The sequence below is a fragment of the Pseudomonas sp. D4002 genome, assembly GCF_013385665.1.
Lineage (GTDB): Bacteria > Pseudomonadota > Gammaproteobacteria > Pseudomonadales > Pseudomonadaceae > Aquipseudomonas.
The window spans coordinates 20,565-40,576 of sequence record NZ_JACAPN010000044.1 but is presented as its reverse complement, the minus strand read 5'-3'; the positions used below and the strand labels follow the sequence as shown (position 1 = coordinate 40,576).

The 20,012-nt window shown below is 56.4% G+C and carries 31 protein-coding genes; 1 reads left to right on the top strand and 30 read right to left on the bottom strand.

The window, feature by feature from the left end; genetic code table 11:
• Positions 1–24 precede the first annotated feature (24 nt).
• Both HX824_RS26935 and HX824_RS26930 read right to left on the bottom strand, forming a co-directional pair.
• Positions 25–543, bottom strand: coding sequence for a single-stranded DNA-binding protein (locus HX824_RS26935; protein ID WP_003210042.1), 519 nt, complete (start codon positions 541–543; stop codon positions 25–27).
• A gap of 9 nt (positions 544–552) precedes the next feature.
• Positions 553–1,947 carry an MFS transporter gene (locus HX824_RS26930; protein ID WP_003210044.1) on the bottom strand — a complete coding sequence of 465 codons (1,395 nt, stop codon included), beginning with the start codon at positions 1,945–1,947 and terminating at the stop codon, positions 553–555.
• Between the two features lie 178 nt (positions 1,948–2,125).
• On the opposite strand from HX824_RS26930, the gene uvrA reads away from it, so the two are divergent.
• Positions 2,126–4,960 carry an excinuclease ABC subunit UvrA gene (uvrA, locus tag HX824_RS26925; RefSeq protein ID WP_003210046.1) on the top strand — a complete coding sequence of 945 codons (2,835 nt, stop codon included), beginning with the start codon at positions 2,126–2,128 and terminating at the stop codon, positions 4,958–4,960.
• Between the two features lie 68 nt (positions 4,961–5,028).
• Here the strand turns inward: uvrA and bfr are convergent, their stop codons facing one another.
• The 28 genes from bfr to rplD form a co-directional block, all read right to left on the bottom strand.
• On the bottom strand, positions 5,029–5,493 hold the full coding sequence (bfr, locus tag HX824_RS26920) for a bacterioferritin (protein ID WP_003210048.1): 465 nt from the start codon (positions 5,491–5,493) through the stop codon (positions 5,029–5,031).
• 155 nt (positions 5,494–5,648) lie between these two features.
• Entirely contained in the window at positions 5,649–7,097 is a 1,449-nt protein-coding gene (locus HX824_RS26915) for a catalase (protein WP_008436430.1), read from the bottom strand.
• Positions 7,098–7,345: 248 nt separating this feature from the next.
• Positions 7,346–7,732, bottom strand: a complete 387-nt coding sequence (gene rplQ / locus HX824_RS26910; RefSeq protein WP_003210053.1) for a 50S ribosomal protein L17 — start codon at positions 7,730–7,732, stop codon at positions 7,346–7,348.
• Positions 7,733–7,773: 41 nt separating this feature from the next.
• Positions 7,774–8,775 carry a DNA-directed RNA polymerase subunit alpha gene (rpoA, locus tag HX824_RS26905; protein ID WP_003176403.1) on the bottom strand — a complete coding sequence of 334 codons (1,002 nt, stop codon included), beginning with the start codon at positions 8,773–8,775 and terminating at the stop codon, positions 7,774–7,776.
• A 22-nt stretch (positions 8,776–8,797) separates the two neighbouring features.
• Complete coding sequence (gene rpsD, locus HX824_RS26900) at positions 8,798–9,418, bottom strand: 30S ribosomal protein S4 (protein ID WP_003210056.1); 621 nt, start codon at positions 9,416–9,418, stop codon at positions 8,798–8,800.
• Between the two features lie 18 nt (positions 9,419–9,436).
• Positions 9,437–9,826: a 30S ribosomal protein S11 gene (gene rpsK / locus HX824_RS26895; RefSeq protein ID WP_002555466.1), complete on the bottom strand. Its 390-nt coding sequence runs from the start codon at positions 9,824–9,826 to the stop codon at positions 9,437–9,439.
• A gap of 30 nt (positions 9,827–9,856) precedes the next feature.
• Positions 9,857–10,213 carry a 30S ribosomal protein S13 gene (gene rpsM / locus HX824_RS26890; protein ID WP_003210063.1) on the bottom strand — a complete coding sequence of 119 codons (357 nt, stop codon included), beginning with the start codon at positions 10,211–10,213 and terminating at the stop codon, positions 9,857–9,859.
• A 129-nt stretch (positions 10,214–10,342) separates the two neighbouring features.
• Complete coding sequence (gene rpmJ / locus HX824_RS26885; protein WP_002555468.1) at positions 10,343–10,459, bottom strand: 50S ribosomal protein L36; 117 nt, start codon at positions 10,457–10,459, stop codon at positions 10,343–10,345.
• 27 nt (positions 10,460–10,486) lie between these two features.
• A complete protein-coding gene (gene secY, locus HX824_RS26880; protein ID WP_003210064.1) occupies positions 10,487–11,815 on the bottom strand; it encodes a preprotein translocase subunit SecY in 1,329 nt (442 codons plus the stop codon).
• Entirely contained in the window at positions 11,816–12,253 is a 438-nt protein-coding gene (gene rplO / locus HX824_RS26875; protein WP_003210066.1) for a 50S ribosomal protein L15, read from the bottom strand.
• Positions 12,254–12,257: 4 nt separating this feature from the next.
• On the bottom strand, positions 12,258–12,434 hold the full coding sequence (rpmD, locus tag HX824_RS26870; RefSeq protein WP_003186033.1) for a 50S ribosomal protein L30: 177 nt from the start codon (positions 12,432–12,434) through the stop codon (positions 12,258–12,260).
• A 2-nt stretch (positions 12,435–12,436) separates the two neighbouring features.
• The gene (gene rpsE / locus HX824_RS26865) at positions 12,437–12,937 is read right to left on the bottom strand and encodes a 30S ribosomal protein S5 (RefSeq protein ID WP_003186035.1); all 501 of its coding nucleotides are present in this window, start codon (positions 12,935–12,937) and stop codon (positions 12,437–12,439) included.
• Between the two features lie 3 nt (positions 12,938–12,940).
• Complete coding sequence (rplR, locus tag HX824_RS26860) at positions 12,941–13,291, bottom strand: 50S ribosomal protein L18 (protein WP_003186037.1); 351 nt, start codon at positions 13,289–13,291, stop codon at positions 12,941–12,943.
• 10 nt (positions 13,292–13,301) lie between these two features.
• The gene (gene rplF / locus HX824_RS26855; protein ID WP_003176412.1) at positions 13,302–13,835 is read right to left on the bottom strand and encodes a 50S ribosomal protein L6; all 534 of its coding nucleotides are present in this window, start codon (positions 13,833–13,835) and stop codon (positions 13,302–13,304) included.
• Positions 13,836–13,847: 12 nt separating this feature from the next.
• On the bottom strand, positions 13,848–14,240 hold the full coding sequence (gene rpsH / locus HX824_RS26850) for a 30S ribosomal protein S8 (protein ID WP_003186040.1): 393 nt from the start codon (positions 14,238–14,240) through the stop codon (positions 13,848–13,850).
• Between the two features lie 208 nt (positions 14,241–14,448).
• Positions 14,449–14,754 (bottom strand): 30S ribosomal protein S14, encoded by a 306-nt coding sequence (gene rpsN / locus HX824_RS26845; RefSeq protein WP_003176414.1) that lies wholly within the window; start codon positions 14,752–14,754, stop codon positions 14,449–14,451.
• Between the two features lie 13 nt (positions 14,755–14,767).
• Complete coding sequence (gene rplE / locus HX824_RS26840) at positions 14,768–15,307, bottom strand: 50S ribosomal protein L5 (protein WP_003210069.1); 540 nt, start codon at positions 15,305–15,307, stop codon at positions 14,768–14,770.
• A gap of 20 nt (positions 15,308–15,327) precedes the next feature.
• On the bottom strand, positions 15,328–15,642 hold the full coding sequence (gene rplX / locus HX824_RS26835; RefSeq protein ID WP_007896770.1) for a 50S ribosomal protein L24: 315 nt from the start codon (positions 15,640–15,642) through the stop codon (positions 15,328–15,330).
• A gap of 11 nt (positions 15,643–15,653) precedes the next feature.
• Positions 15,654–16,022: a 50S ribosomal protein L14 gene (gene rplN, locus HX824_RS26830; RefSeq protein WP_002555479.1), complete on the bottom strand. Its 369-nt coding sequence runs from the start codon at positions 16,020–16,022 to the stop codon at positions 15,654–15,656.
• A gap of 23 nt (positions 16,023–16,045) precedes the next feature.
• A complete protein-coding gene (gene rpsQ, locus HX824_RS26825; RefSeq protein WP_003176419.1) occupies positions 16,046–16,312 on the bottom strand; it encodes a 30S ribosomal protein S17 in 267 nt (88 codons plus the stop codon).
• 2 nt (positions 16,313–16,314) lie between these two features.
• Positions 16,315–16,506, bottom strand: coding sequence for a 50S ribosomal protein L29 (gene rpmC / locus HX824_RS26820; RefSeq protein WP_002555481.1), 192 nt, complete (start codon positions 16,504–16,506; stop codon positions 16,315–16,317).
• A complete protein-coding gene (rplP, locus tag HX824_RS26815; protein ID WP_003210075.1) occupies positions 16,506–16,919 on the bottom strand; it encodes a 50S ribosomal protein L16 in 414 nt (137 codons plus the stop codon). The genes rpmC and rplP overlap by 1 nt, the downstream gene beginning before the upstream one ends.
• A gap of 12 nt (positions 16,920–16,931) precedes the next feature.
• The gene (rpsC, locus tag HX824_RS26810) at positions 16,932–17,618 is read right to left on the bottom strand and encodes a 30S ribosomal protein S3 (protein ID WP_003176422.1); all 687 of its coding nucleotides are present in this window, start codon (positions 17,616–17,618) and stop codon (positions 16,932–16,934) included.
• Between the two features lie 13 nt (positions 17,619–17,631).
• Positions 17,632–17,964 (bottom strand): 50S ribosomal protein L22, encoded by a 333-nt coding sequence (gene rplV / locus HX824_RS26805; protein ID WP_003210077.1) that lies wholly within the window; start codon positions 17,962–17,964, stop codon positions 17,632–17,634.
• A 13-nt stretch (positions 17,965–17,977) separates the two neighbouring features.
• Positions 17,978–18,253 carry a 30S ribosomal protein S19 gene (rpsS, locus tag HX824_RS26800; RefSeq protein ID WP_002555486.1) on the bottom strand — a complete coding sequence of 92 codons (276 nt, stop codon included), beginning with the start codon at positions 18,251–18,253 and terminating at the stop codon, positions 17,978–17,980.
• 16 nt (positions 18,254–18,269) lie between these two features.
• Positions 18,270–19,094 carry a 50S ribosomal protein L2 gene (rplB, locus tag HX824_RS26795; RefSeq protein ID WP_003210080.1) on the bottom strand — a complete coding sequence of 275 codons (825 nt, stop codon included), beginning with the start codon at positions 19,092–19,094 and terminating at the stop codon, positions 18,270–18,272.
• A gap of 14 nt (positions 19,095–19,108) precedes the next feature.
• Entirely contained in the window at positions 19,109–19,408 is a 300-nt protein-coding gene (gene rplW, locus HX824_RS26790; RefSeq protein WP_002555488.1) for a 50S ribosomal protein L23, read from the bottom strand.
• Positions 19,405–20,007 (bottom strand): 50S ribosomal protein L4, encoded by a 603-nt coding sequence (gene rplD / locus HX824_RS26785; RefSeq protein ID WP_003210082.1) that lies wholly within the window; start codon positions 20,005–20,007, stop codon positions 19,405–19,407. The genes rplW and rplD overlap by 4 nt, the downstream gene beginning before the upstream one ends.
• Positions 20,008–20,012: the final 5 nt, after the last annotated feature.

Genomic DNA, 20,012 nt, shown 5'->3' with positions numbered 1-20,012 from the left:
TAACAAAACGGTCTCTGCGGCTCCTCAGAACGGAATATCGTCATCAAAGCTGTCGAAGTCGGCTGCCGGCTGAGGAGCGGCCTGCTGTGGCGCTGGACGCGACTCACGCTGTGGCTGCTGGGTTGGCTGCGGACGGGACTGCTGCTGTGGACGCGGCGCCGAGTTGGACATGCCGCCCTGGCCCTGTTGGTCGCCCTGTGGACGGCCGCCCAGCAGTTGCATGGTGCCTTGCATGTCGACCACGATTTCGGTGGTGTAACGCTTGATGCCGTCTTTTTCCCACTCGCGGGTTTGCAGCTTGCCTTCGATGTAGACCTGCGAACCTTTGCGCAGGTATTCACCGGCGATCTCTGCAACCTTGCCGAACATCGACACACGGTGCCATTCGGTTTTCTCGACCTTCTGGCCGGTTTGCTTGTCGGTCCACTGTTCGCTGGTCGCCAGACTCAGGTTGGTCACGGCGTTACCGTTCGGCAAGTAGCGAACTTCGGGATCCTGGCCGCATGTACCGACCAATATGACTTTGTTAACCCCACGGGCCATAACGTTCTCCTAGGCTGGGCGCGCTGTCGGCACTGGGTTGACCAGTTGCTCGAGCGTCGCGCGATCCAATAATTCGGTGTCCAATTTGATGTAGATGGCGGCTTCTTCAGTAACAACCACAGCATCCGTAACCCCAACAACGGCCTTAAGGCGCTCGACCAGACCGGCTTCGCGGATCGCTTCGGGCGATAACGGCAAGCGCAGGCTCGTCACATAGGGAGGTTCGCGCATGGTAACAGCAAAGGCTAGCCAGAGGGCAGCCAGACCTGCGCATCCCAGGAACACAACCGACAAACCGCCATGCTGGAACATCCAGCCACCCATGATCCCGCCCAGTGCAGAACCGAGGAACTGGCTGGTGGAATACACGCCCATCGCCGTGCCTTTGCCGCCGGCCGGTGAAACCTTACTGATCAGCGAAGGCAGTGAAGCCTCCAGCAGGTTGAACGCGGTGAAGAACACCACCGTGCCGATCACCAGCGCCCGCAGGCTGTCGCCGAACTGCCAGAAGAATAGCTCAGTGAGCATCAATGTCGCGACGGCGCCCAGCAGAACTCGTTTCATTTTGCGTTTCTTCTCGCCATAGATGATGAACGGGATCATGGCGAAGAACGAAATCAGCAGCGCGGTCAGGTACACCCACCAGTGCTGCTCCTTGGGCAGCCCGGCTTTTTGTACCAGGGCCAGAGGCAAGGCGACGAAGCTGCACATCAGCATTGCGTGTAATACGAAGATACCCAAATCCAGGCGCAACAGGTCCGGGTGCTTGAGTGTCGGCAGCAATGCCTGCTTGGCGACGCCCGACTCACGGTGCTGCAACGGCCCCGTGGAATGCGGAACCATGAAGGCGACGATCACGATGCCGAACAGCGCCATGCCACCCGTCGCCAGGAACAGGCCGTGCAAGCCGAACGCGCGGGTCAGCAGCGGGCCGACTACCATCGCCACGGCGAACGAAAGACCGATGGTCATGCCGATCATGGCCATGGCCTTGGTACGGTGTTGTTCGCGGGTCAGGTCGGAGAGCAGTGCCATGACGGCGGCGGAAATCGCGCCGGCGCCTTGCAGGACGCGTCCGGCGATCACGCCCCAGATCGAATCGGCATTGGCCGCAAGCACACTGCCCAGGGCGAAGACGATCAGGCCGAGGTAGATCACCGGCCGGCGGCCGATGCGGTCGGAAATGACGCCGAACGGAATCTGAAACAGCGCCTGGGTCAGGCCATAGGCGCCAATCGCCAGGCCGATCAGGGCCGGGGTCGCTCCTGCGAGATCCATTCCATAGGTCGCCAGCACCGGCAACACCATAAACATGCCAAGCATACGGAATGCGAACACCAGGGCCAGACCGCTTGCTGCGCGGGTCTCGCTGCCACTCATGCGTTCGCTGTGGGGATCGTGCATGGATAAACCTCGTGTGAACCGGCGGCGATTCTACCAGTCCCATCGATTGAGAGGGTATATGCGGCGCTTTGCCGCGCAGCTTTCATGTAAGGCTGCACCCGGCACTTTGACAGTGTATATTCATCCAGTCTTTAGCCGTATACTCCTGCATTATTTACGCCCGCCGTGCGAGGCCATCTTGGACAAGATCCTGATTCGTGGGGCTCGAACCCACAACCTGAAGAACATCGACCTGACCCTGCCACGGGACAAACTGATCGTCATCACCGGCTTGTCCGGGTCCGGCAAGTCGTCCCTGGCGTTTGACACGCTGTACGCCGAAGGCCAGCGCCGCTACGTGGAATCCCTGTCGGCCTATGCCCGCCAGTTCCTGTCGATGATGGAAAAGCCCGACGTCGACACCATTGAAGGCCTGTCGCCTGCGATTTCCATCGAACAGAAATCCACCTCCCACAACCCGCGTTCCACCGTGGGCACCATCACCGAGATCTACGACTACCTGCGCCTGCTGTATGCCCGCGTCGGTATTCCCCGCTGCCCGGACCACGACATTCCCCTGGAAGCCCAGACCGTCAGCCAGATGGTCGACCTGGTGCTGGCCCAGCCGGAGGGCGCCAAGCTGATGCTGCTGGCACCGGTGATTCGCGAGCGCAAGGGTGAACACCTTTCGGTCTTTGAAGAACTGCGTGCCCAGGGTTTCGTGCGTGCCCGCATCAACGGCAAGCTCTACGAGCTGGACGAAGCGCCGAAGCTGGATAAACAGAAAAAGCACTCGATTGATGTGGTCGTCGACCGTTTCAAGGTGCGTGCCGATTTGCAGCAGCGCCTGGCGGAGTCTTTCGAGACCGCGCTGAAGCTGGCAGACGGTATCGCCCTGGTGGCGCCGATGGACGACGAACCCGGGGAAGAAATCATCTTCTCCGCGCGCTTCGCCTGCCCGATCTGCGGCCATGCCATCAGCGAGCTGGAACCGAAGCTGTTTTCCTTCAACAACCCGGCCGGCGCTTGCCCGACCTGTGATGGCCTGGGGGTTAAGCAATTCTTCGACATCAAGCGCCTGGTCAACGGTGACCTCACACTGGCGGAGGGTGCGATACGTGGCTGGGACAGGCGTAACGTCTATTACTTCCAGATGCTGGGGTCGTTGGCTTCGCACTACAAGTTCAGCCTGGAAGTGCCGTTCAACGAACTGCCGGCCGAACAGCAGAAATTCATCCTGCATGGCAGCGGTTCACAGAACGTCGACTTCAAGTATTTGAACGACCGTGGCGATATCGTCAAACGCTCGCACCCGTTCGAAGGCATCGTGCCGAACCTGGAGCGGCGCTACCGCGAGACAGAGTCCGCCAGCGTGCGCGAGGAGCTGGCCAAGTTCCTCAGCACCCAGCCTTGCCCGGATTGCCGTGGCACACGCCTGCGCCGTGAGGCTCGGCATGTGTGGGTTGGCGAGAAGACCCTGCCGGCAGTGACCAACCTGCCGATTGGCGATGCCTGCGAATACTTCGGCACGCTGAAACTGACGGGCCGCCGCGGGGAAATTGCCGACAAGATCCTCAAGGAGATTCGTGAACGGCTGCAGTTCCTGGTCAACGTGGGCCTGGACTACCTGTCGCTGGACCGCAGTGCCGACACGCTTTCCGGCGGTGAAGCCCAGCGGATTCGCTTGGCCAGCCAGATCGGTGCCGGCCTGGTGGGCGTGTTGTACATCCTCGATGAACCGTCGATTGGATTGCATCAACGTGACAACGACCGCTTGCTGGGCACGCTGAAGCACCTGCGGGACATCGGCAATACGGTGATCGTGGTCGAGCACGATGAAGACGCGATTCGCCTGGCCGATTATGTGGTCGATATCGGCCCGGGAGCGGGTGTTCACGGTGGGCATATTGTCGCCGAGGGCACGCCGGCTGAAGTGATGGCGCATCCTGACTCGCTGACCGGTAAGTACCTGTCGGGTCGCGTGAAGATCGCCGTGCCGGCCAAACGCACCCCGCGCAACAAGAAGATGGCACTGCACCTCAAGGGCGCGCGTGGCAACAACCTGCGCAATGTCGACCTGGAGATCCCGCTGGGCCTGCTGACCTGTGTGACCGGTGTATCCGGTTCGGGCAAATCAACGCTGATCAACAACACGCTGTTCCCGTTGAGTGCCACTGCACTGAACGGCGCGACCACCCTGGAAGCCGCCGCTCACGACAGCATCAAGGGCCTGGAACACCTGGACAAGGTGGTCGATATCGACCAAAGCCCGATTGGCCGCACACCGCGCTCCAACCCGGCGACCTACACCGGGCTGTTCACGCCGATTCGCGAGCTGTTCGCCGGTGTGCCGGAATCGCGCTCACGCGGTTACGGGCCTGGCCGGTTCTCGTTCAACGTCAAGGGTGGACGCTGTGAGGCGTGCCAGGGCGATGGCTTGATCAAGGTTGAGATGCACTTCCTGCCGGATATCTACGTGCCGTGCGACGTGTGCAAGAGCAAGCGCTACAACCGCGAAACCCTGGAGATCAAGTACAAGGGCAAGAGCATCCACGAAACCCTCGAGATGACGATCGAGGAAGCCCGGGTGTTCTTTGACGCGGTACCGGCCCTGGCGCGCAAGCTGCAGACGCTGATGGATGTAGGCCTGTCGTACATCAAGCTGGGTCAGTCGGCGACGACGCTGTCGGGTGGCGAGGCCCAGCGGGTCAAGCTGTCTCGCGAGCTGTCCAAGCGTGATACCGGCAAGACGCTGTACATCCTCGACGAGCCGACCACAGGCCTGCACTTCGCGGATATTCAGCAATTGCTGGATGTGCTGCATCGCCTGCGTGACCACGGCAATACGGTGGTAGTGATCGAGCACAATCTGGATGTGATCAAGACCGCCGACTGGCTGGTGGACCTGGGGCCGGAAGGCGGTTCCAAAGGTGGGCAGATCATTGCGGTCGGCACACCGGAGCAAGTCTCGGAGATGAAGCAGTCTCACACCGGCTTCTACCTCAAGCCTCTGCTGGCTCGCGACAAGGACTGATTGTTCAGCCCCACGAAAAAGCCCCTGTCACCGTGTAAGTGACAGGGGCTTTTTAGTAGCTGGAGGAATCAGAACTGCGATTGCAGGTAATTCTCCAGGCCAATCAGCTTGATCAGGCCCAACTGCTTTTCCAGCCAGTAGGTGTGATCCTCTTCGGTGTCATTCAACTGCACCCGCAGGATTTCCCGCGTGACGTAGTCGTTGTGCTGCTCGCAGAGCTCGATGCCCTTGCAGAGCGCGGCACGGACCTTGTACTCAAGGCGCAGGTCGCTGGCGAGCATCTCTGGCACCGTGGTGCCGGTGTCCAGGTCGTCGGGACGCATACGCGGCGTGCCTTCGAGCATCAGGATACGGCGCATCAGCGCGTCGGCGTGCTGTGCCTCTTCTTCCATTTCATGGTTGATACGCTCGTAGAGCTCGGTAAAGCCCCAGTCTTCGTACATCCGCGAGTGAATGAAATATTGGTCACGAGCTGCCAGTTCGCCCGTCAGCAACGTGTTGAGGTAATCGATTACGTCGGGGTGACCTTGCATCGCCCTACATCTCCCTGCTTGAAAGTCTGTAGTTTGAACCATGATGACCCGGAGGTCACGGGACCAACGGCAGAAAAGTGAAGATTTCCGGTGAAAAGTAGCTTAAATAACGCAAAAACCGCCCAAATGAGGGCGGTTCTGCTTATCGTTTAGAGTCAGTTAAGCGATACACCCAGTGCAGATGCGATCCCTTCTCCATAAGCCGGGTCGGCCTTGAAGAAGTACTGCAACTGGCGCTGCACCACGTCGCTGGAAACACCCGCCATTGCGCCGGCGATATTGTTGATCAGCAGGGCTTTCTGCTCATCGTTCATCAGGCGGAACAGCGCACCGGCATGGCTGTAGTAGTCGGTATCTTCGCGGTGATCGTAACGATCAGCCGCACCGCTCAGGGCCAAGGCTGGCTCGGCATACTGAGGAGCCTGCTTCGGCGCATCGGCGTAGCTGTTTGGCTCGTAATTGGGGGCCGCACCACCATTGGAGCCGAATGCCATCGAACCATCACGCTGGTAGCTGTTGACTGGGCTGCGTGGCGCATTCACCGGCAGTTGCTGGTGATTGGTACCTACGCGGTAGCGATGGGCATCGGCGTAAGCGAACACGCGCCCTTGCAGCATGCGGTCTGGCGACAGGCCAACACCCGGGACCATGTTGCTTGGACCGAAAGCCGCCTGTTCAACTTCAGCGAAGTAGTTCAGCGGGTTGCGGTTCAGTTCCAGCTCACCCACTTCGATCAGCGGGAACTCTTTCTGCGACCAGGTCTTGGTCACGTCGAACGGGTTTTCGTAGTGAGCGTTGGCCTGGGCCTCAGTCATGATCTGAATGCACACGCGCCATTTCGGGAAGTCACCACGCTCAATAGCACCGAACAGATCGCGCTGAGCGTAATCAGGGTCGGTACCCGCCAGGCGTGCAGCGTCAGCCGGCGCCAGGTTCTTGATACCTTGCTTGGTCTTGTAGTGCCACTTCACCCAGTGACGCTCGCCTTTGGCGTTAATCAAGCTGTAGGTGTGACTGCCGAAGCCGTGCATGTGACGGTAGCCGTCCGGGATGCCACGGTCCGAAAACAGGATGGTGACCTGGTGCAGCGCCTCAGGGGAGTGCGACCAGAAGTCCCACATCATCTGTGCACTTTTCAGGTTGCTTTGCGGCAGGCGCTTTTGGGTGTGGATAAAGTCGGGAAACTTCAGCGGGTCGCGAATGAAGAACACCGGGGTGTTGTTACCAACGATGTCCCAGTTGCCTTCTTCGGTGTAGAACTTCAACGCGAAACCACGCGGGTCGCGCTCAGTATCAGCCGAACCACGCTCGCCACCCACCGTGGAGAAGCGCAGGAAAGTCGGGGTTTGCTTGCCCACAGAATCGAACAGCTTGGCGCTGGTGTACTGCGTGATGTCTTGAGTGACGGTGAAGGTACCGTAAGCGCCCGAGCCTTTGGCGTGTACACGACGCTCAGGAATGTTTTCACGGTTGAAGTGAGCGAGCTTCTCGATCAGGTGAAAGTCGTCGAGCAGCAGCGGGCCGCGTGGACCGGCGGAACGGGAATTCTGGTTATCCGCGACAGGTGCGCCGCTGGCGGTAGTAAGGGTTTTATTCTGGCTCATGCTCAATCTTCCTCAGGTCAGTCTTGGAACTGCCGGCTAATCGGCTTGGAGCGATTATTGACCAGGAAGATGACACCATCAAATTTATTAAATCATACCCACCGATAGAAATTAACTAACGATACATCCGAACGGATATCAGAAGTAGCTGCACGGGCTGAATGTGTATTCGCTCGAGGTAATTCCAGTTTTCCAACGCGCACAAAAAACCGGGCACTAGGCCCGGTTCTTCGTTACAGACTGACGTCTTACTCAGCGGATACAGCTTCACCGCCAACTGGACGATCGATCAGCTCAACGTACGCCATAGGCGCGTTGTCACCAGCGCGGAAACCGCACTTGAGGATGCGCAGGTAGCCACCCTCACGGGTAGCGTAACGCTTGCCCAGGTCGTTGAAGAGCTTACCAACGATAGCTTTCGAACGAGTACGGTCGAAAGCCAGACGGCGGTTAGCCAGGCTGTCTGTCTTGGCCAAAGTAATCAGCGGCTCAGCAACGCGACGCAGTTCTTTAGCTTTCGGCAGTGTAGTTTTGATCAGCTCGTGCTCGAACAGCGACACCGCCATGTTCTGGAACATAGCCTTACGGTGCGAGCTGGTACGGCTCAGGTGACGACCACTTTTACGATGACGCATGGTTCATTCCTTACCAAACTCACGTTCGGTGATTACGACGATCAGGCAGTCGCCTTGTCGTCCTTCTTAAGACTTGCAGGCGGCCAGTTGTCGAGGCGCATGCCGAGGGACAGACCGCGGGAGGCCAGAACGTCCTTGATTTCAGTCAAGGATTTCTTGCCCAGGTTCGGAGTCTTCAACAGTTCTACTTCGGTGCGCTGAATCAGATCACCGATGTAGTAAATGTTTTCCGCCTTAAGGCAGTTAGCCGAACGTACAGTCAGTTCCAGATCGTCAACCGGGCGAAGCAGGATCGGATCGATCTCGTCTTCCTGCTCGATTACCACTGGTTCGCTGTCACCCTTGAGGTCGACGAACGCAGCCAACTGCTGTTGCAGAATGGTTGCAGCGCGGCGGATAGCCTCTTCAGGATCCAGAGTACCGTTGGTTTCCAGATCAATAACCAGCTTGTCCAGGTTAGTACGCTGTTCGACACGGGCGTTTTCCACCACGTATGCGATACGGCGAACCGGGCTGAACGAAGAGTCGAGCTGCAAGCGACCAATGCTGCGGCTTTCGTCTTCATCGCTCTGACGCGAGTCGGCCGGTTCATAACCACGACCACGAGCTACGGTGAGCTTCATGTTCAGGGCGCCGTTAGACGCCAGGTTAGCGATTACGTGATCGGGATTAACGATCTCGACATCATGATCCAGCTGAATATCGGCAGCGGTAACCACCCCCGAACCCTTCTTCGACAAGGTCAGCGTAACTTCGTCACGGCCGTGCAGCTTGATAGCCAGACCTTTAAGGTTCAACAGGATTTCAATTACGTCTTCCTGTACACCTTCGATGGCGCTGTACTCGTGGAGCACACCGTCAATCTCGGCCTCGACTACTGCACAGCCGGGCATTGAGGACAACAGGATGCGGCGCAGCGCGTTGCCCAGGGTGTGGCCAAAACCACGCTCGAGAGGCTCGAGAGTGATCTTGGCGCGGGTTGGACTGACAACCTGCACATCAATGTGACGGGGTGTCAGGAACTCATTTACCGAAATCTGCATGGATGCACCTATTTTCTAGCCCTTACTTGGAGTAGAGCTCGACAATCAGGCTTTCGTTGATGTCGGCGGACAGATCACTGCGAGCAGGAACGTTCTTGAAAACGCCCGACTTCTTCTCAGTGTCTACTTCTACCCATTCTACGCGGCCACGTTGGGCACACAGATCGAGAGCTTGGACAATGCGAAGTTGATTTTTTGCTTTCTCGCGAATCGCGACCACGTCACCAGCACGAACCTGGTACGACGGGACGTTAACGGTTTGGCCGTTTACGCTGACGGATTTGTGCGATACCAGCTGACGGGATTCGGCACGAGTCGAACCAAAGCCCATACGGTATACAACGTTGTCCAGACGGCATTCGAGCAGTTGCAGCAGGTTTTCACCGGTTGCACCTTTCTTGCCAGCAGCTTCTTTGTAGTAGCCGCTGAACTGACGCTCGAGAACGCCGTAGATACGACGGACCTTCTGCTTTTCACGCAGTTGGGTGCCGTAGTCGGACTGGCGACCGCGGCGTTGGCCGTGGATACCAGGTGCTGCTTCAATGTTGCACTTCGATTCGATCGCGCGCACGCCGCTCTTCAGAAAGAGATCGGTGCCTTCACGACGAGCGAGTTTGCATTTTGGACCAATGTAACGAGCCATTCTTTACAATCTCCTGGATTACACGCGGCGCTTCTTCGGCGGACGGCACCCGTTGTGCGGGATTGGCGTCACGTCGGTGATGCTGGCGATCTTATAGCCACAGCCGTTCAATGCACGGACAGCAGACTCACGACCTGGACCTGGACCTTTGACGTTGACGTCGAGGTTTTTCAGGCCATATTCCAGCGCAGCTTGACCAGCACGTTCAGCAGCTACTTGAGCAGCAAACGGGGTGGACTTGCGGGAACCGCGGAAACCCGAACCACCGGAGGTAGCCCAAGAAAGCGCGTTACCTTGACGGTCGGTGATGGTCACGATTGTGTTGTTAAAAGATGCATGGATGTGGGCGATGCCATCAACCACTGTCTTTTTAACTTTTTTACGAGGACGAGCAGCAGGTTTTGCCATGATTAATTTCCTGTCGATTCGCGTGGGCGATTACTTGCGGATCGGCTTACGCGGACCTTTACGGGTACGCGCGTTAGTCTTGGTACGCTGACCGCGTACTGGAAGACCACGACGATGACGCAGACCACGGTAGCAACCGAGGTCCATCAAACGCTTGATTTTCATGTTGATTTCGCGACGCAGGTCACCTTCAGTGGTGAACTTCGCCACTTCGCCACGCAACAGCTCAATCTGCTCGTCGCTCAGATCCTTGATCTTTGCGGCTGGGTTTACCCCAGTATCTGCGCAAATTTTCTGCGCAGTAGTGCGACCAACACCATAGATGTAGGTCAGCGAGATAACAGTGTGCTTGTTATCTGGAATGTTAACGCCTGCAATACGGGCCATTCAGTGGGACTCCAATTGACAGCTACCTACGCCCCGGAAGCCAAGAAATAGGGCGCGAGATAATATCGCTGTAATAACAAATAATCAACCCGGCAGCGCACTAGCTGCCGGGCTTCAAGCGGATCACACTCAGCCTTGGCGCTGTTTGTGACGCGGTTCCGCGCTGCAAATTACTCGAACAACACCTTCGCGGCGAATAATCTTGCAGTTACGGCACAGCTTTTTCACCGATGCACGAACTTTCATCACCAACTCCTCGAACCTTATGGGTACTCAGCGCAACATGCCGCTGCCGTAACCCTTCAGGTTGGCTTTCTTCATCAGGGATTCGTACTGGTGCGAAACGAGGTGCGATTGTACTTGGGACATGAAGTCCATCACAACCACGACGACGATCAGCAACGAGGTCCCGCCAAGGTAGAACGGAACGTTTGCTGCAACCACCAGGAACTGGGGCAACAGGCAGACGGCCGTCATATATAGAGCACCGAACATGGTCAAGCGAGTCAGAACGCCATCAATGTAGCGCGCAGACTGCTCACCTGGACGAATACCCGGAATAAAGGCACCGGACTTCTTCAGGTTTTCCGCTACGTCTTTCGGATTGAACATCAACGCCGTATAGAAGAAGCAGAAGAAAATAATCCCTGCACTAAACAGCAGAATATTCAACGGCTGACCAGGAGCGATCGACTGCGAGATGTCCTGCAACCAGCCCATACCTTCAGACTGACCGAACCAGGCACCCAACGAAGCCGGAAACAGCAAAATGCTGCTCGCGAAAATGGCAGGAATAACCCCGGCCATGTTCACTTTCAGCGGCAGGTGGCTGGTCTGCGCGGCAAAGACCTTGCGGCCCTGCTGACGCTTGGCGTAGTGAACAGCAATACGACGCTGGCCACGCTCAATGAACACCACAAAACCGATAATCGCTACTGCCAACAAACCGATGGCAACCAGGGCGAAGATATTGATATCACCCTGACGTGCAGACTCGAAAGACTGCCCAATCGCTCTCGGAAGACCGGCAACGATACCTGCGAAAATCAACATCGAGATACCGTTACCAACACCACGCTCAGTAATCTGCTCACCCAGCCACATCATGAACATCGCACCAGCCACAAATGTGGATACCGCGACGAAATGGAAGCCAAAGTCACCAGTGAACGCAACACCCTGCCCGGCCAGGCCAACGGACATGCCGATAGCCTGGACCAGGGCGAGGATGACAGTGCCGTAGCGGGTGTACTGGCTTATCTTGCGACGGCCAGCTTCACCTTCCTTCTTCAACTGCTCCAACTGCGGACTGACGGCGGTCATCAGTTGCATGATGATCGATGCCGAGATGTACGGCATGATCCCCAGTGCAAAGATGCTCATCCGTTCCAGCGCGCCGCCGGAAAACATGTTGAACAAGCTAAGAATGGTCCCCTCATTCTGTCGAAACAGGTCTGCGAGTCGGTCCGGGTTGATACCTGGAACCGGGATGTGTGCGCCTATTCGGTAGACGATAATCGCCAGGAACAGAAAACGCAGACGAGCCCAAAGTTCAGACATACCGCCTTTGCCGAGCGCTGAGAGAGCACCTTGCTTAGCCATTTATTCCTCGAACTTGCCGCCAGCTGCTTCGATAGCCGAACGCGCACCTTTGGTGGCGCCGATTCCCTTGCCGATAGTGACAGCGCGAGTCACTTCACCGGACAGCATGATTTTCACACGCTGTACGTTGACGTTGATCACGTTGGCATCTTTCAGGGTCTGCACGGTAACGATGTCGCCTTCCACTTTGGCCAGCTCGGACAGACGCACTTCTGCGCGGTCCATGGCTTTCAGGGAAACGAAACCGAACTTCGGCAGGCGACGATGCAGCGGCTGTTGACCGCCTTCAAAGCCTGGAGCGATGGTGCCACCGGAGCGGGAGGACTGACCTTTGTGGCCACGGCCACCGGTCTTGCCCAAACCACTACCGATACCACGGCCCGGACGATGCTTTTCGCGACGGGAACCCGGCGCTGGACTCAGATCATTGAGTTTCATCGAATTAACCCTCGACACGCAGCATGTAGTAAGCCTTGTTGATCATCCCGCGATTCTCGGGAGTATCAAGTACTTCTACAGTGTGACCGATGCGACGCAGACCCAAACCCTTAACGCACAATTTGTGGTTAGGGATGCGGCCGGTCATGCTTTTGATCAGCGTTACTTTAACGGTAGCCATGATCAGAAGATCTCCTTGACGCTTTTGCCACGCTTGGCGGCAATGGATTCAGGAGACTGCATTGCTTTCAAACCCTTGAAAGTGGCGTGAACCACGTTCACCGGGTTAGTCGAGCCGTAGCACTTGGCCAGAACGTTCTGAACGCCAGCAACTTCGAGGACAGCACGCATAGCGCCGCCAGCGATGATACCGGTACCTTCAGAGGCAGGCTGCATGTACACCTTCGAAGCGCCGTGAGCGGACTTCATTGCGTACTGCAGAGTAGTGCCGTTCAGATCAACTTGGATCATGTTGCGACGAGCAGCTTCCATTGCCTTCTGGATCGCAGCAGGCACTTCACGTGACTTGCCACGGCCGAAGCCAACGCGCCCTTTACCATCACCTACCACGGTCAACGCGGTGAAAGTGAAGATACGGCCGCCTTTAACGGTTTTGGCTACGCGGTTAACTTGAACCAGCTTCTCAATGTAGCCTTCGTCGCGCTTTTGGTCGTTATTTGACATAACTTAGAACTCCAGCCCAGCTTCACGAGCAGCATCAGCCAGCGCTTTCACGCGGCCGTGGTACTTGAAGCCAGAGCGGTCGAAAGCCACTTGCGAGACGCCGGCGGCCTTAGCACGCGTAGCGACCAGCTGGCCAACCTTAGTGGCCGCGTCGATGTTGCCAGTGGCACCATCACGCAGTTCTTTATCCAAAGTCGAGGCGCTTGCCAGGACTTTGTTGCCGTCGGCCGAGATGACCTGGGCGTAGATGTGCTGCGACGAGCGGAACACGCAGAGACGCACGACTTCGAGTTCGTGCATTTTCAGGCGTGCTTTGCGAGCGCGACGCAGTCGAGTAACTTTTTTGTCGGTCATTTGCTATGCCCTACTTCTTCTTGGCTTCTTTACGACGGACGACTTCGTCCGCGTAGCGCACACCTTTGCCTTTGTACGGCTCTGGTGGACGGAAGTCGCGGATCTCAGCGGCCACCTGACCTACCAGCTGCTTATCAATACCCTTGATCAGGATATCGGTTTGGCTAGGGGTCTCAGCGGTGATGCCTTCCGGCAGTTCGTAATCCACTGGGTGCGAGAAGCCAAGGGCCAGGTTCAGAACCGTGCCTTTTGCTTGCGCTTTGTAACCAACACCGACCAGCTGGAGCTTGCGCTCGAAGCCTTGGCTTACGCCTTGGACCATGTTGTTTACCAACGCACGAGTGGTACCGGCCATTGCGCGAGTTTGTTGATCGCCATTGCGAGCAGCGAAACGCAGCTCACCAGCTTCTTCAACGATCTCAACGGACGAATGGATGTTCAGTTCCAGAGTGCCCTTGGCACCCTTCACCGAAAGCTGTTGGCCTGCGAATTTTACTTCGACACCGGCTGGCAGCTTAACGGGGTTCTTAGCGACGCGTGACATGCTTATCCCCCCTTAGAACACAGTGCAAAGAACTTCGCCGCCGACACCGGCAGCGCGCGCAGCACGATCCGTCATCACACCTTTGTTGGTGGAGACGATAGACACACCGAGACCGCCACGAACTTTTGGCAGATCATCAACGGACTTGTACTGACGCAGGCCTGGACGGCTAACGCGCTTCACTTCTTCGATGACCGGACGGCCTTCGAAGTACTTCAGCTCGATGGACAGCAGTGGTTTGATTTCGCTGCTGATCTGATAACCCGCAATGTAGCCTTCGTCTTTCAGGACTTTGGCAACAGCAACCTTCAACGTGGAAGATGGCATGCTTACGACGGACTTTTCAGCCATCTGGGCATTACGGATACGAGTTAGCATGTCCGCTAACGGGTCCTGCATACTCATGGCTAGACGCTCCTAATACAAAAAAATTAGCCTTGCGGCCATTACGTGTCGCCGAGAATCTCCGAGCACAAAACACACGGGCTCAGGCGAGCCGCGTATTTTAGACACACTCCGGAAATGAAACAAGCCCCAAAAGGGGCTTGTTCCAGATTCTAGGCCACCGGTGGTCAGTATCTTGCGATCCTGGCCACCGAGACTTCGAACGTACTTACCAGCTGGCTTTAACCAGACCTGGTACGTCACCACGCATTGCCGCTTCACGCAGTTTGTTACGGCCGAGGCCGAACTTGCGGTAAACGCCGTGTGGACGACCGGTCAGGCGGCAGCGGTTACGCATGCGCGAAGCGCTTGCGTCACGTGGCTGCTTCTGCAGAGCAACTGTAGCTTCCCAACGCGCTTCTGGACTTGCGTTCAGATCAACGATGATTGCTTTCAGTGCTGCACGCTTCTTGGCGTACTTGGCAACCGTGAGCTGACGCTTCAGCTCGCGGTTTTTCATGCTCATCTTGGCCATGGTCCTACTCCAATCAGTTGCGGAACGGGAATTTGAACGCACGCAGCAGAGCGCGGCCTTCATCATCGTTCTTGGCAGTGGTGGTCAGGGTGATGTCCAGACCGCGGAGAGCATCGATCTTGTCGTAGTCGATTTCCGGGAAGATGATCTGCTCTTTAACGCCCATGCTGTAGTTACCACGACCATCGAAGGACTTGGCATTCAGGCCGCGGAAGTCGCGGACCCGAGGCAGGGAGATCGACAGCAGACGATCCAGGAATTCGTACATACGCTCACGGCGCAGAGTCACTTTGACGCCGATCGGCCATCCTTCACGGACTTTAAAGCCAGCGATGGATTTACGAGCGTAGGTCACAACGACTTTTTGGCCGGTGATCTTTTCCAGGTCAGCAACAGCGTGCTCGATGACTTTTTTGTCGCCGATCGCTTCGCCCAGACCCATGTTCAGGGTGATTTTGGTAACGCGCGGAACTTCCATCACGTTCGAAAGCTTAAGTTCTTCCTTAAGTTTCGGTGCGATTTCCTTCCGGTAAATCTCTTTTAGTCGTGCCATGGTCTTCTACCTAGCAGTGTTCAAGCATCAACCGCTTTTTGGGTCGACTTGAAGACACGAATTTTCTTACCGTCTTCTACTTTGAAACCAACGCGGTCAGCCTTGTTGGTTTCGCCGTTGAAGATGGCGACGTTAGAAGCGTGCAGTGGCGCTTCTTTCTCGACGATACCGCCTTGTACGCCCGACATCGGGTTAGGCTTGGTATGACGCTTGACCAGGTTCAGACCACCAACGACCAGACGGTCATCAGCAAGAACCTTCAGCACCTTACCGCGCTTACCTTTGTCTTTGCCGGCGATCACGATGATCTCGTCGTCACGACGAATCTTTTGCATGTCGGATCTCCTTACAGCACTTCTGGGGCGAGCGAGACGATCTTCATGAACTTCTCAGTACGAAGTTCACGGGTCACTGGCCCAAAGATACGGGTGCCGATCGGCTCTTGCTTGTTGTTCAGAAGAACAGCAGCGTTGCCATCAAAGCGGATAATGGAGCCATCTGCACGGCGTACGCCGTGACGAGTGCGGACTACAACAGCAGTCATCACTTGGCCTTTTTTCACTTTACCGCGAGGAATTGCTTCCTTCACGGTAACTTTGATGATGTCACCGATACCAGCGTAACGACGATGGGAGCCACCCAGCACCTTGATGCACATAACGCGGCGTGCGCCGCTGTTATCGGCCACATCGAGCATGGATTGAGTCTGAATCATATAATTTCTCCGACCCCTAGTCCTTAGACTTCCACAGCGCGTTCGAGAACATCAACCAGGGCCCAAGACTTGGTCTTGGCCAACGGACGAGTTTCACGAATAGTGACTTTGTCGCCGATGTGGCACTGGTTGGTTTCGTCGTGCGCGTGCAGCTTAGTCGAACGCTTAACGTATTTACCGTAGATCGGGTGCTTAACGCGACGCTCGATCAAAACGGTGATGGTTTTGTCCATCTTGTCGCTGACAACACGGCCAGTCAGCGTACGGACAGTCTTTTCGGCTTCAGCCATGATCACTTACCTGCCTGCTGGTTGAGCACAGTCTTCACGCGAGCAATGTCACGCTTAACTTGCGAGAGCAGATGAGACTGCCCCAACTGGCCAGTTGCTTTCTGCATACGCAGATTGAACTGGTCGCGCAGCAGGCCGAGCAGTTGCTCGTTCAGCTGCTGTGCGGATTTTTCACGAAGTTCATTCGCTTTCATCACATCACCGTCCGTTTAACAAAGGAGGTGGCGAGCGGCAGCTTTGCAGCAGCCAGGGCGAAAGCCTCACGCGCCAGCTCTTCAGTAACACCCTCGATTTCATACAGGACTTTGCCTGGCTGAATCTGGGCAACCCAATATTCCACGTTACCCTTACCTTTACCCATCCGAACTTCGAGGGGCTTTTTGGAGATAGGCTTGTCCGGGAATACACGGATCCAGATCTTGCCGCCACGTTTAACGTGACGGGTCAGTGCACGACGCGCTGACTCGATCTGACGAGCGGTGAGACGACCACGAGCTACAGACTTCAGCGCATATTCGCCGAAGCTGACTTTGCTACCGCGCTGAGCCAGACCACGGTTGTGGCCTGTCATCTGCTTGCGGAACTTCGTACGCTTTGGTTGCAACATTTGGCGTACCCCTTACTTAGCAGCTTTTTTACGAGGCGCTGGTGCTTGTGGTTTCAGTTCTTCTTGGCGACCACCAATTACTTCGCCTTTGAAGATCCAAACCTTTACACCGATCACACCGTAGGTGGTGTGAGCTTCGTAGTTGGCATAGTCGATGTCGGCACGCAGGGTGTGCAGTGGCACACGACCTTCGCGATACCATTCAGTACGTGCGATTTCAGCACCGCCGAGACGACCGCTCACTTGGATTTTGATGCCTTTGGCACCAATGCGCATGGCGTTCTGTACTGCGCGCTTCATAGCGCGACGGAACATAACGCGACGCTCCAGCTGCTGAGCTACGCTCTGCGCAACCAGCATACCGTCGAGCTCCGGCTTGCGGATCTCTTCGATATTGATGTGCACAGGCACACCCATTTGCTTGGTCAGGTCCTGACGCAGTTTCTCAACATCTTCACCTTTCTTCCCGATAACGATACCTGGACGAGCGGTGTGGATGGTGATACGTGCAGTTTGAGCAGGACGATGGATATCGATACGGCTCACGGACGCGCTTTTTAGTTTGTCTTGGAGATACTCACGCACCTTCAGATCAGCGAACAAGTAGTCCGCATAAGTCCGACCGTCTGCGTACCAGACGGAGGTGTGCTCCTTGACGATTCCCAGGCGAATGCCAATGGGATGTACTTTCTGACCCATCTCTTCGACTCCGTTACTTGTCAGCAACCTTGACAGTGATATGGCAAGACCGCTTGACGATGCGATCAGCTCGGCCTTTGGCACGAGGCATGATGCGCTTCAGCGAACGCCCTTCGTTGACGAAAACGGTGCTGACCTTCAGGTCATCAACGTCTGCGCCTTCGTTGTGCTCGGCGTTGGCTACGGCCGACTCCAGCACTTTCTTGATGATCTCGGCGGCTTTCTTACTGCTGAAAGCCAACAGGTTGAGCGCTTCGCCCACCTTCTTCCCGCGGATCTGGTCGGCGACCAAGCGGGCTTTCTGGGCGGAGATTCGAGCGCCCGACAACTTAGCGGCTACTTCCATCGTTCCTTACCCCTTAACGCTTGGCTTTCTTGTCTGCCACGTGCCCACGATATGTGCGGGTACCGGCAAACTCGCCTAGTTTGTGGCCGACCATGTCTTCGTTCACGAGAACTGGAACATGTTGACGACCGTTATGCACTGCAATGGTCAGACCGACCATTTGTGGCAGGATCATCGAACGACGCGACCAGGTTTTCACCGGTTTGCGATCGTTCTTTTCCGCCGCCACTTCGATCTTCTTCAGTAGGTGAAGATCAATAAAAGGACCTTTTTTCAGAGAACGTGGCACTGTCGTATCCCTCTATTTACTTGCGACGACGGACGATCATTTTGTCGGTACGCTTATTACCACGAGTCTTCGCGCCCTTAGTCGGGAAGCCCCATGGCGATACCGGATGACGACCACCAGAGGTACGACCTTCACCACCACCGTGTGGGTGGTCAACCGGGTTCATGGCAACACCACGAACGGTTGGGCGAACGCCACGCCAGCGTTTGGCACCAGCTTTACCCAGCGAACGCAGGCTGTGCTCGGAGTTCGAGACTTCGCCCAGGGTCGCACGGCATTCAGCCAATACTTTACGCATTTCACCAGAGCGCAGACGCAGGGTCACGTAGACACCTTCACGAGCGATCAGCTGAGCCGAAGCACCAGCGGAACGAGCGATTTGCGCGCCTTTACCCGGCTTCAATTCGATGCCGTGTACGGTGCTACCAACTGGAATGTTGCGCAGTTGCAGAGCGTTGCCCGGCTTGATCGGTGCCAAAGCACCTGCGATCAGCTGGTCACCAGCACTCACGCCTTTAGGGGCGATGATGTAGCGACGCTCGCCATCTGCGTACAGCAGCAGAGCGATGTGAGCAGTACGGTTTGGATCGTATTCGATACGCTCGACAGTGGCAGCGATGCCATCTTTGTCGTTGCGACGGAAGTCGACCAGACGATAATGCTGCTTATGGCCACCACCGATGTGACGAGTGGTAATACGACCATTGTTGTTACGACCACCAGTCTTCGATTTCTTCTCGAGCAGCGGTGCGTGAGGAGCGCCTTTATGCAGCTCCTGGTTGACCACCTTGACCACAAAACGGCGGCCAGGGGAAGTCGGTTTGCATTTAACGATTGCCATGATGCACCCCTTCCTTACTCAGCACTGCTGCTGAAATCGAGATCTTGGCCTGGCTGAAGGGAGATAACTGCCTTCTTCCAGTCATTACGCTTGCCCAGACCGCGAGCAGTGCGCTTGCTCTTACCCAGAACATTCAGGGTAGTAACACGCTCTACTTTCACGCTGAACAGGCTTTCGACGGCCTTCTTGATTTCCAGCTTGGTTGCGTCAGTTGCAACCTTGAAAACGAACTGGCCTTTCTTGTCAGCCAGAACCGTAGCCTTTTCGGAAACGTGCGGGCCAAGCAGAACTTTAAATACGCGTTCCTGGTTCATCCCAGCAGCTCCTCGAATTTCTTCACGGCCGACACGGTGATCAACACCTTGTCGTATGCGATCAGACTAACTGGATCGGAACCTTGCACGTCACGTACATCAACGTGTGGCAGGTTGCGAGCAGCCAGGTACAGGTTCTGATCAACAGCTTCAGACACGATCAGGACGTCAGTCAGGCCCATGCCGTTCAGCTTGTTCAGCAGATCTTTGGTTTTCGGCGCTTCAACAGCGAAGTCCTGAACCACGACCAGACGATCAGTACGCACGAGTTCAGCAAGGATGGAGCGCAGTGCTGCGCGATACATCTTCTTGTTGAGCTTCTGGGTGTGATCCTGTGGACGTGCTGCGAAAGTGGTACCGCCGCCACGCCAGATTGGGCTACGGATAGTACCGGCACGAGCGCGGCCAGTACCTTTCTGACGCCAAGGGCGCTTACCGCCACCACGAACGTCGGAACGGGTCTTTTGCTGCTTGCTACCTTGACGGCCGCCGGCCATGTAGGCCACGACTGCTTGGTGAACCAGCGTCTCGTTGAATTCGCCGCCAAATGTCAGTTCGGAAACTTCGATCGCTTGAGCGTCATTTACGTTTAATTGCATGTCAG

Coding starts and splice junctions, on each gene's coding strand:
- HX824_RS26935 (WP_003210042.1), bottom strand. CDS start 543: ATGGCCCGTGGGGTTAACAAAGTCATATTGGTCGGTACATGCGGCCAG.
- HX824_RS26930 (WP_003210044.1), bottom strand. CDS start 1,947: ATGCACGATCCCCACAGCGAACGCATGAGTGGCAGCGAGACCCGCGCA.
- bfr (WP_003210048.1), bottom strand. CDS start 5,493: ATGCAAGGTCACCCCGACGTAATCGATTACCTCAACACGTTGCTGACG.
- HX824_RS26915 (WP_008436430.1), bottom strand. CDS start 7,097: ATGAGCCAGAATAAAACCCTTACTACCGCCAGCGGCGCACCTGTCGCG.
- rplQ (WP_003210053.1), bottom strand. CDS start 7,732: ATGCGTCATCGTAAAAGTGGTCGTCACCTGAGCCGTACCAGCTCGCAC.
- rpoA (WP_003176403.1), bottom strand. CDS start 8,775: ATGCAGATTTCGGTAAATGAGTTCCTGACACCCCGTCACATTGATGTG.
- rpsD (WP_003210056.1), bottom strand. CDS start 9,418: ATGGCTCGTTACATTGGTCCAAAATGCAAACTCGCTCGTCGTGAAGGC.
- rpsK (WP_002555466.1), bottom strand. CDS start 9,826: ATGGCAAAACCTGCTGCTCGTCCTCGTAAAAAAGTTAAAAAGACAGTG.
- rpsM (WP_003210063.1), bottom strand. CDS start 10,213: ATGGCCCGTATTGCAGGCGTTAACATTCCAGATAACAAGCACACTGTT.
- rpmJ (WP_002555468.1), bottom strand. CDS start 10,459: ATGAAAGTTCGTGCATCGGTGAAAAAGCTGTGCCGTAACTGCAAGATT.
- secY (WP_003210064.1), bottom strand. CDS start 11,815: ATGGCTAAGCAAGGTGCTCTCTCAGCGCTCGGCAAAGGCGGTATGTCT.
- rplO (WP_003210066.1), bottom strand. CDS start 12,253: ATGAAACTCAATGATCTGAGTCCAGCGCCGGGTTCCCGTCGCGAAAAG.
- rpmD (WP_003186033.1), bottom strand. CDS start 12,434: ATGGCTACCGTTAAAGTAACGCTGATCAAAAGCATGACCGGCCGCATC.
- rpsE (WP_003186035.1), bottom strand. CDS start 12,937: ATGTCAAATAACGACCAAAAGCGCGACGAAGGCTACATTGAGAAGCTG.
- rplR (WP_003186037.1), bottom strand. CDS start 13,291: ATGACCGACAAAAAAGTTACTCGACTGCGTCGCGCTCGCAAAGCACGC.
- rplF (WP_003176412.1), bottom strand. CDS start 13,835: ATGTCACGCGTCGCTAAGAACCCCGTTAAGCTGCCAGCCGGTGTCGAA.
- rpsH (WP_003186040.1), bottom strand. CDS start 14,240: ATGAGTATGCAGGACCCGTTAGCGGACATGCTAACTCGTATCCGTAAT.
- rpsN (WP_003176414.1), bottom strand. CDS start 14,754: ATGGCCAAGATGAGCATGAAAAACCGCGAGCTGAAGCGTCAGCTCACG.
- rplE (WP_003210069.1), bottom strand. CDS start 15,307: ATGGCACGACTAAAAGAGATTTACCGGAAGGAAATCGCACCGAAACTT.
- rplX (WP_007896770.1), bottom strand. CDS start 15,642: ATGCAAAAGATTCGTCGTGACGACGAGATCATCGTGATCGCCGGCAAA.
- rplN (WP_002555479.1), bottom strand. CDS start 16,022: ATGATTCAGACTCAATCCATGCTCGATGTGGCCGATAACAGCGGCGCA.
- rpsQ (WP_003176419.1), bottom strand. CDS start 16,312: ATGGCTGAAGCCGAAAAGACTGTCCGTACGCTGACTGGCCGTGTTGTC.
- rpmC (WP_002555481.1), bottom strand. CDS start 16,506: ATGAAAGCGAATGAACTTCGTGAAAAATCCGCACAGCAGCTGAACGAG.
- rplP (WP_003210075.1), bottom strand. CDS start 16,919: ATGTTGCAACCAAAGCGTACGAAGTTCCGCAAGCAGATGACAGGCCAC.
- rpsC (WP_003176422.1), bottom strand. CDS start 17,618: ATGGGTCAGAAAGTACATCCCATTGGCATTCGCCTGGGAATCGTCAAG.
- rplV (WP_003210077.1), bottom strand. CDS start 17,964: ATGGAAGTAGCCGCTAAGTTGTCGGGCGCTCGAATCTCCGCCCAGAAA.
- rplB (WP_003210080.1), bottom strand. CDS start 19,094: ATGGCAATCGTTAAATGCAAACCGACTTCCCCTGGCCGCCGTTTTGTG.
- rplW (WP_002555488.1), bottom strand. CDS start 19,408: ATGAACCAGGAACGCGTATTTAAAGTTCTGCTTGGCCCGCACGTTTCC.
- rplD (WP_003210082.1), bottom strand. CDS start 20,007: ATGCAATTAAACGTAAATGACGCTCAAGCGATCGAAGTTTCCGAACTG.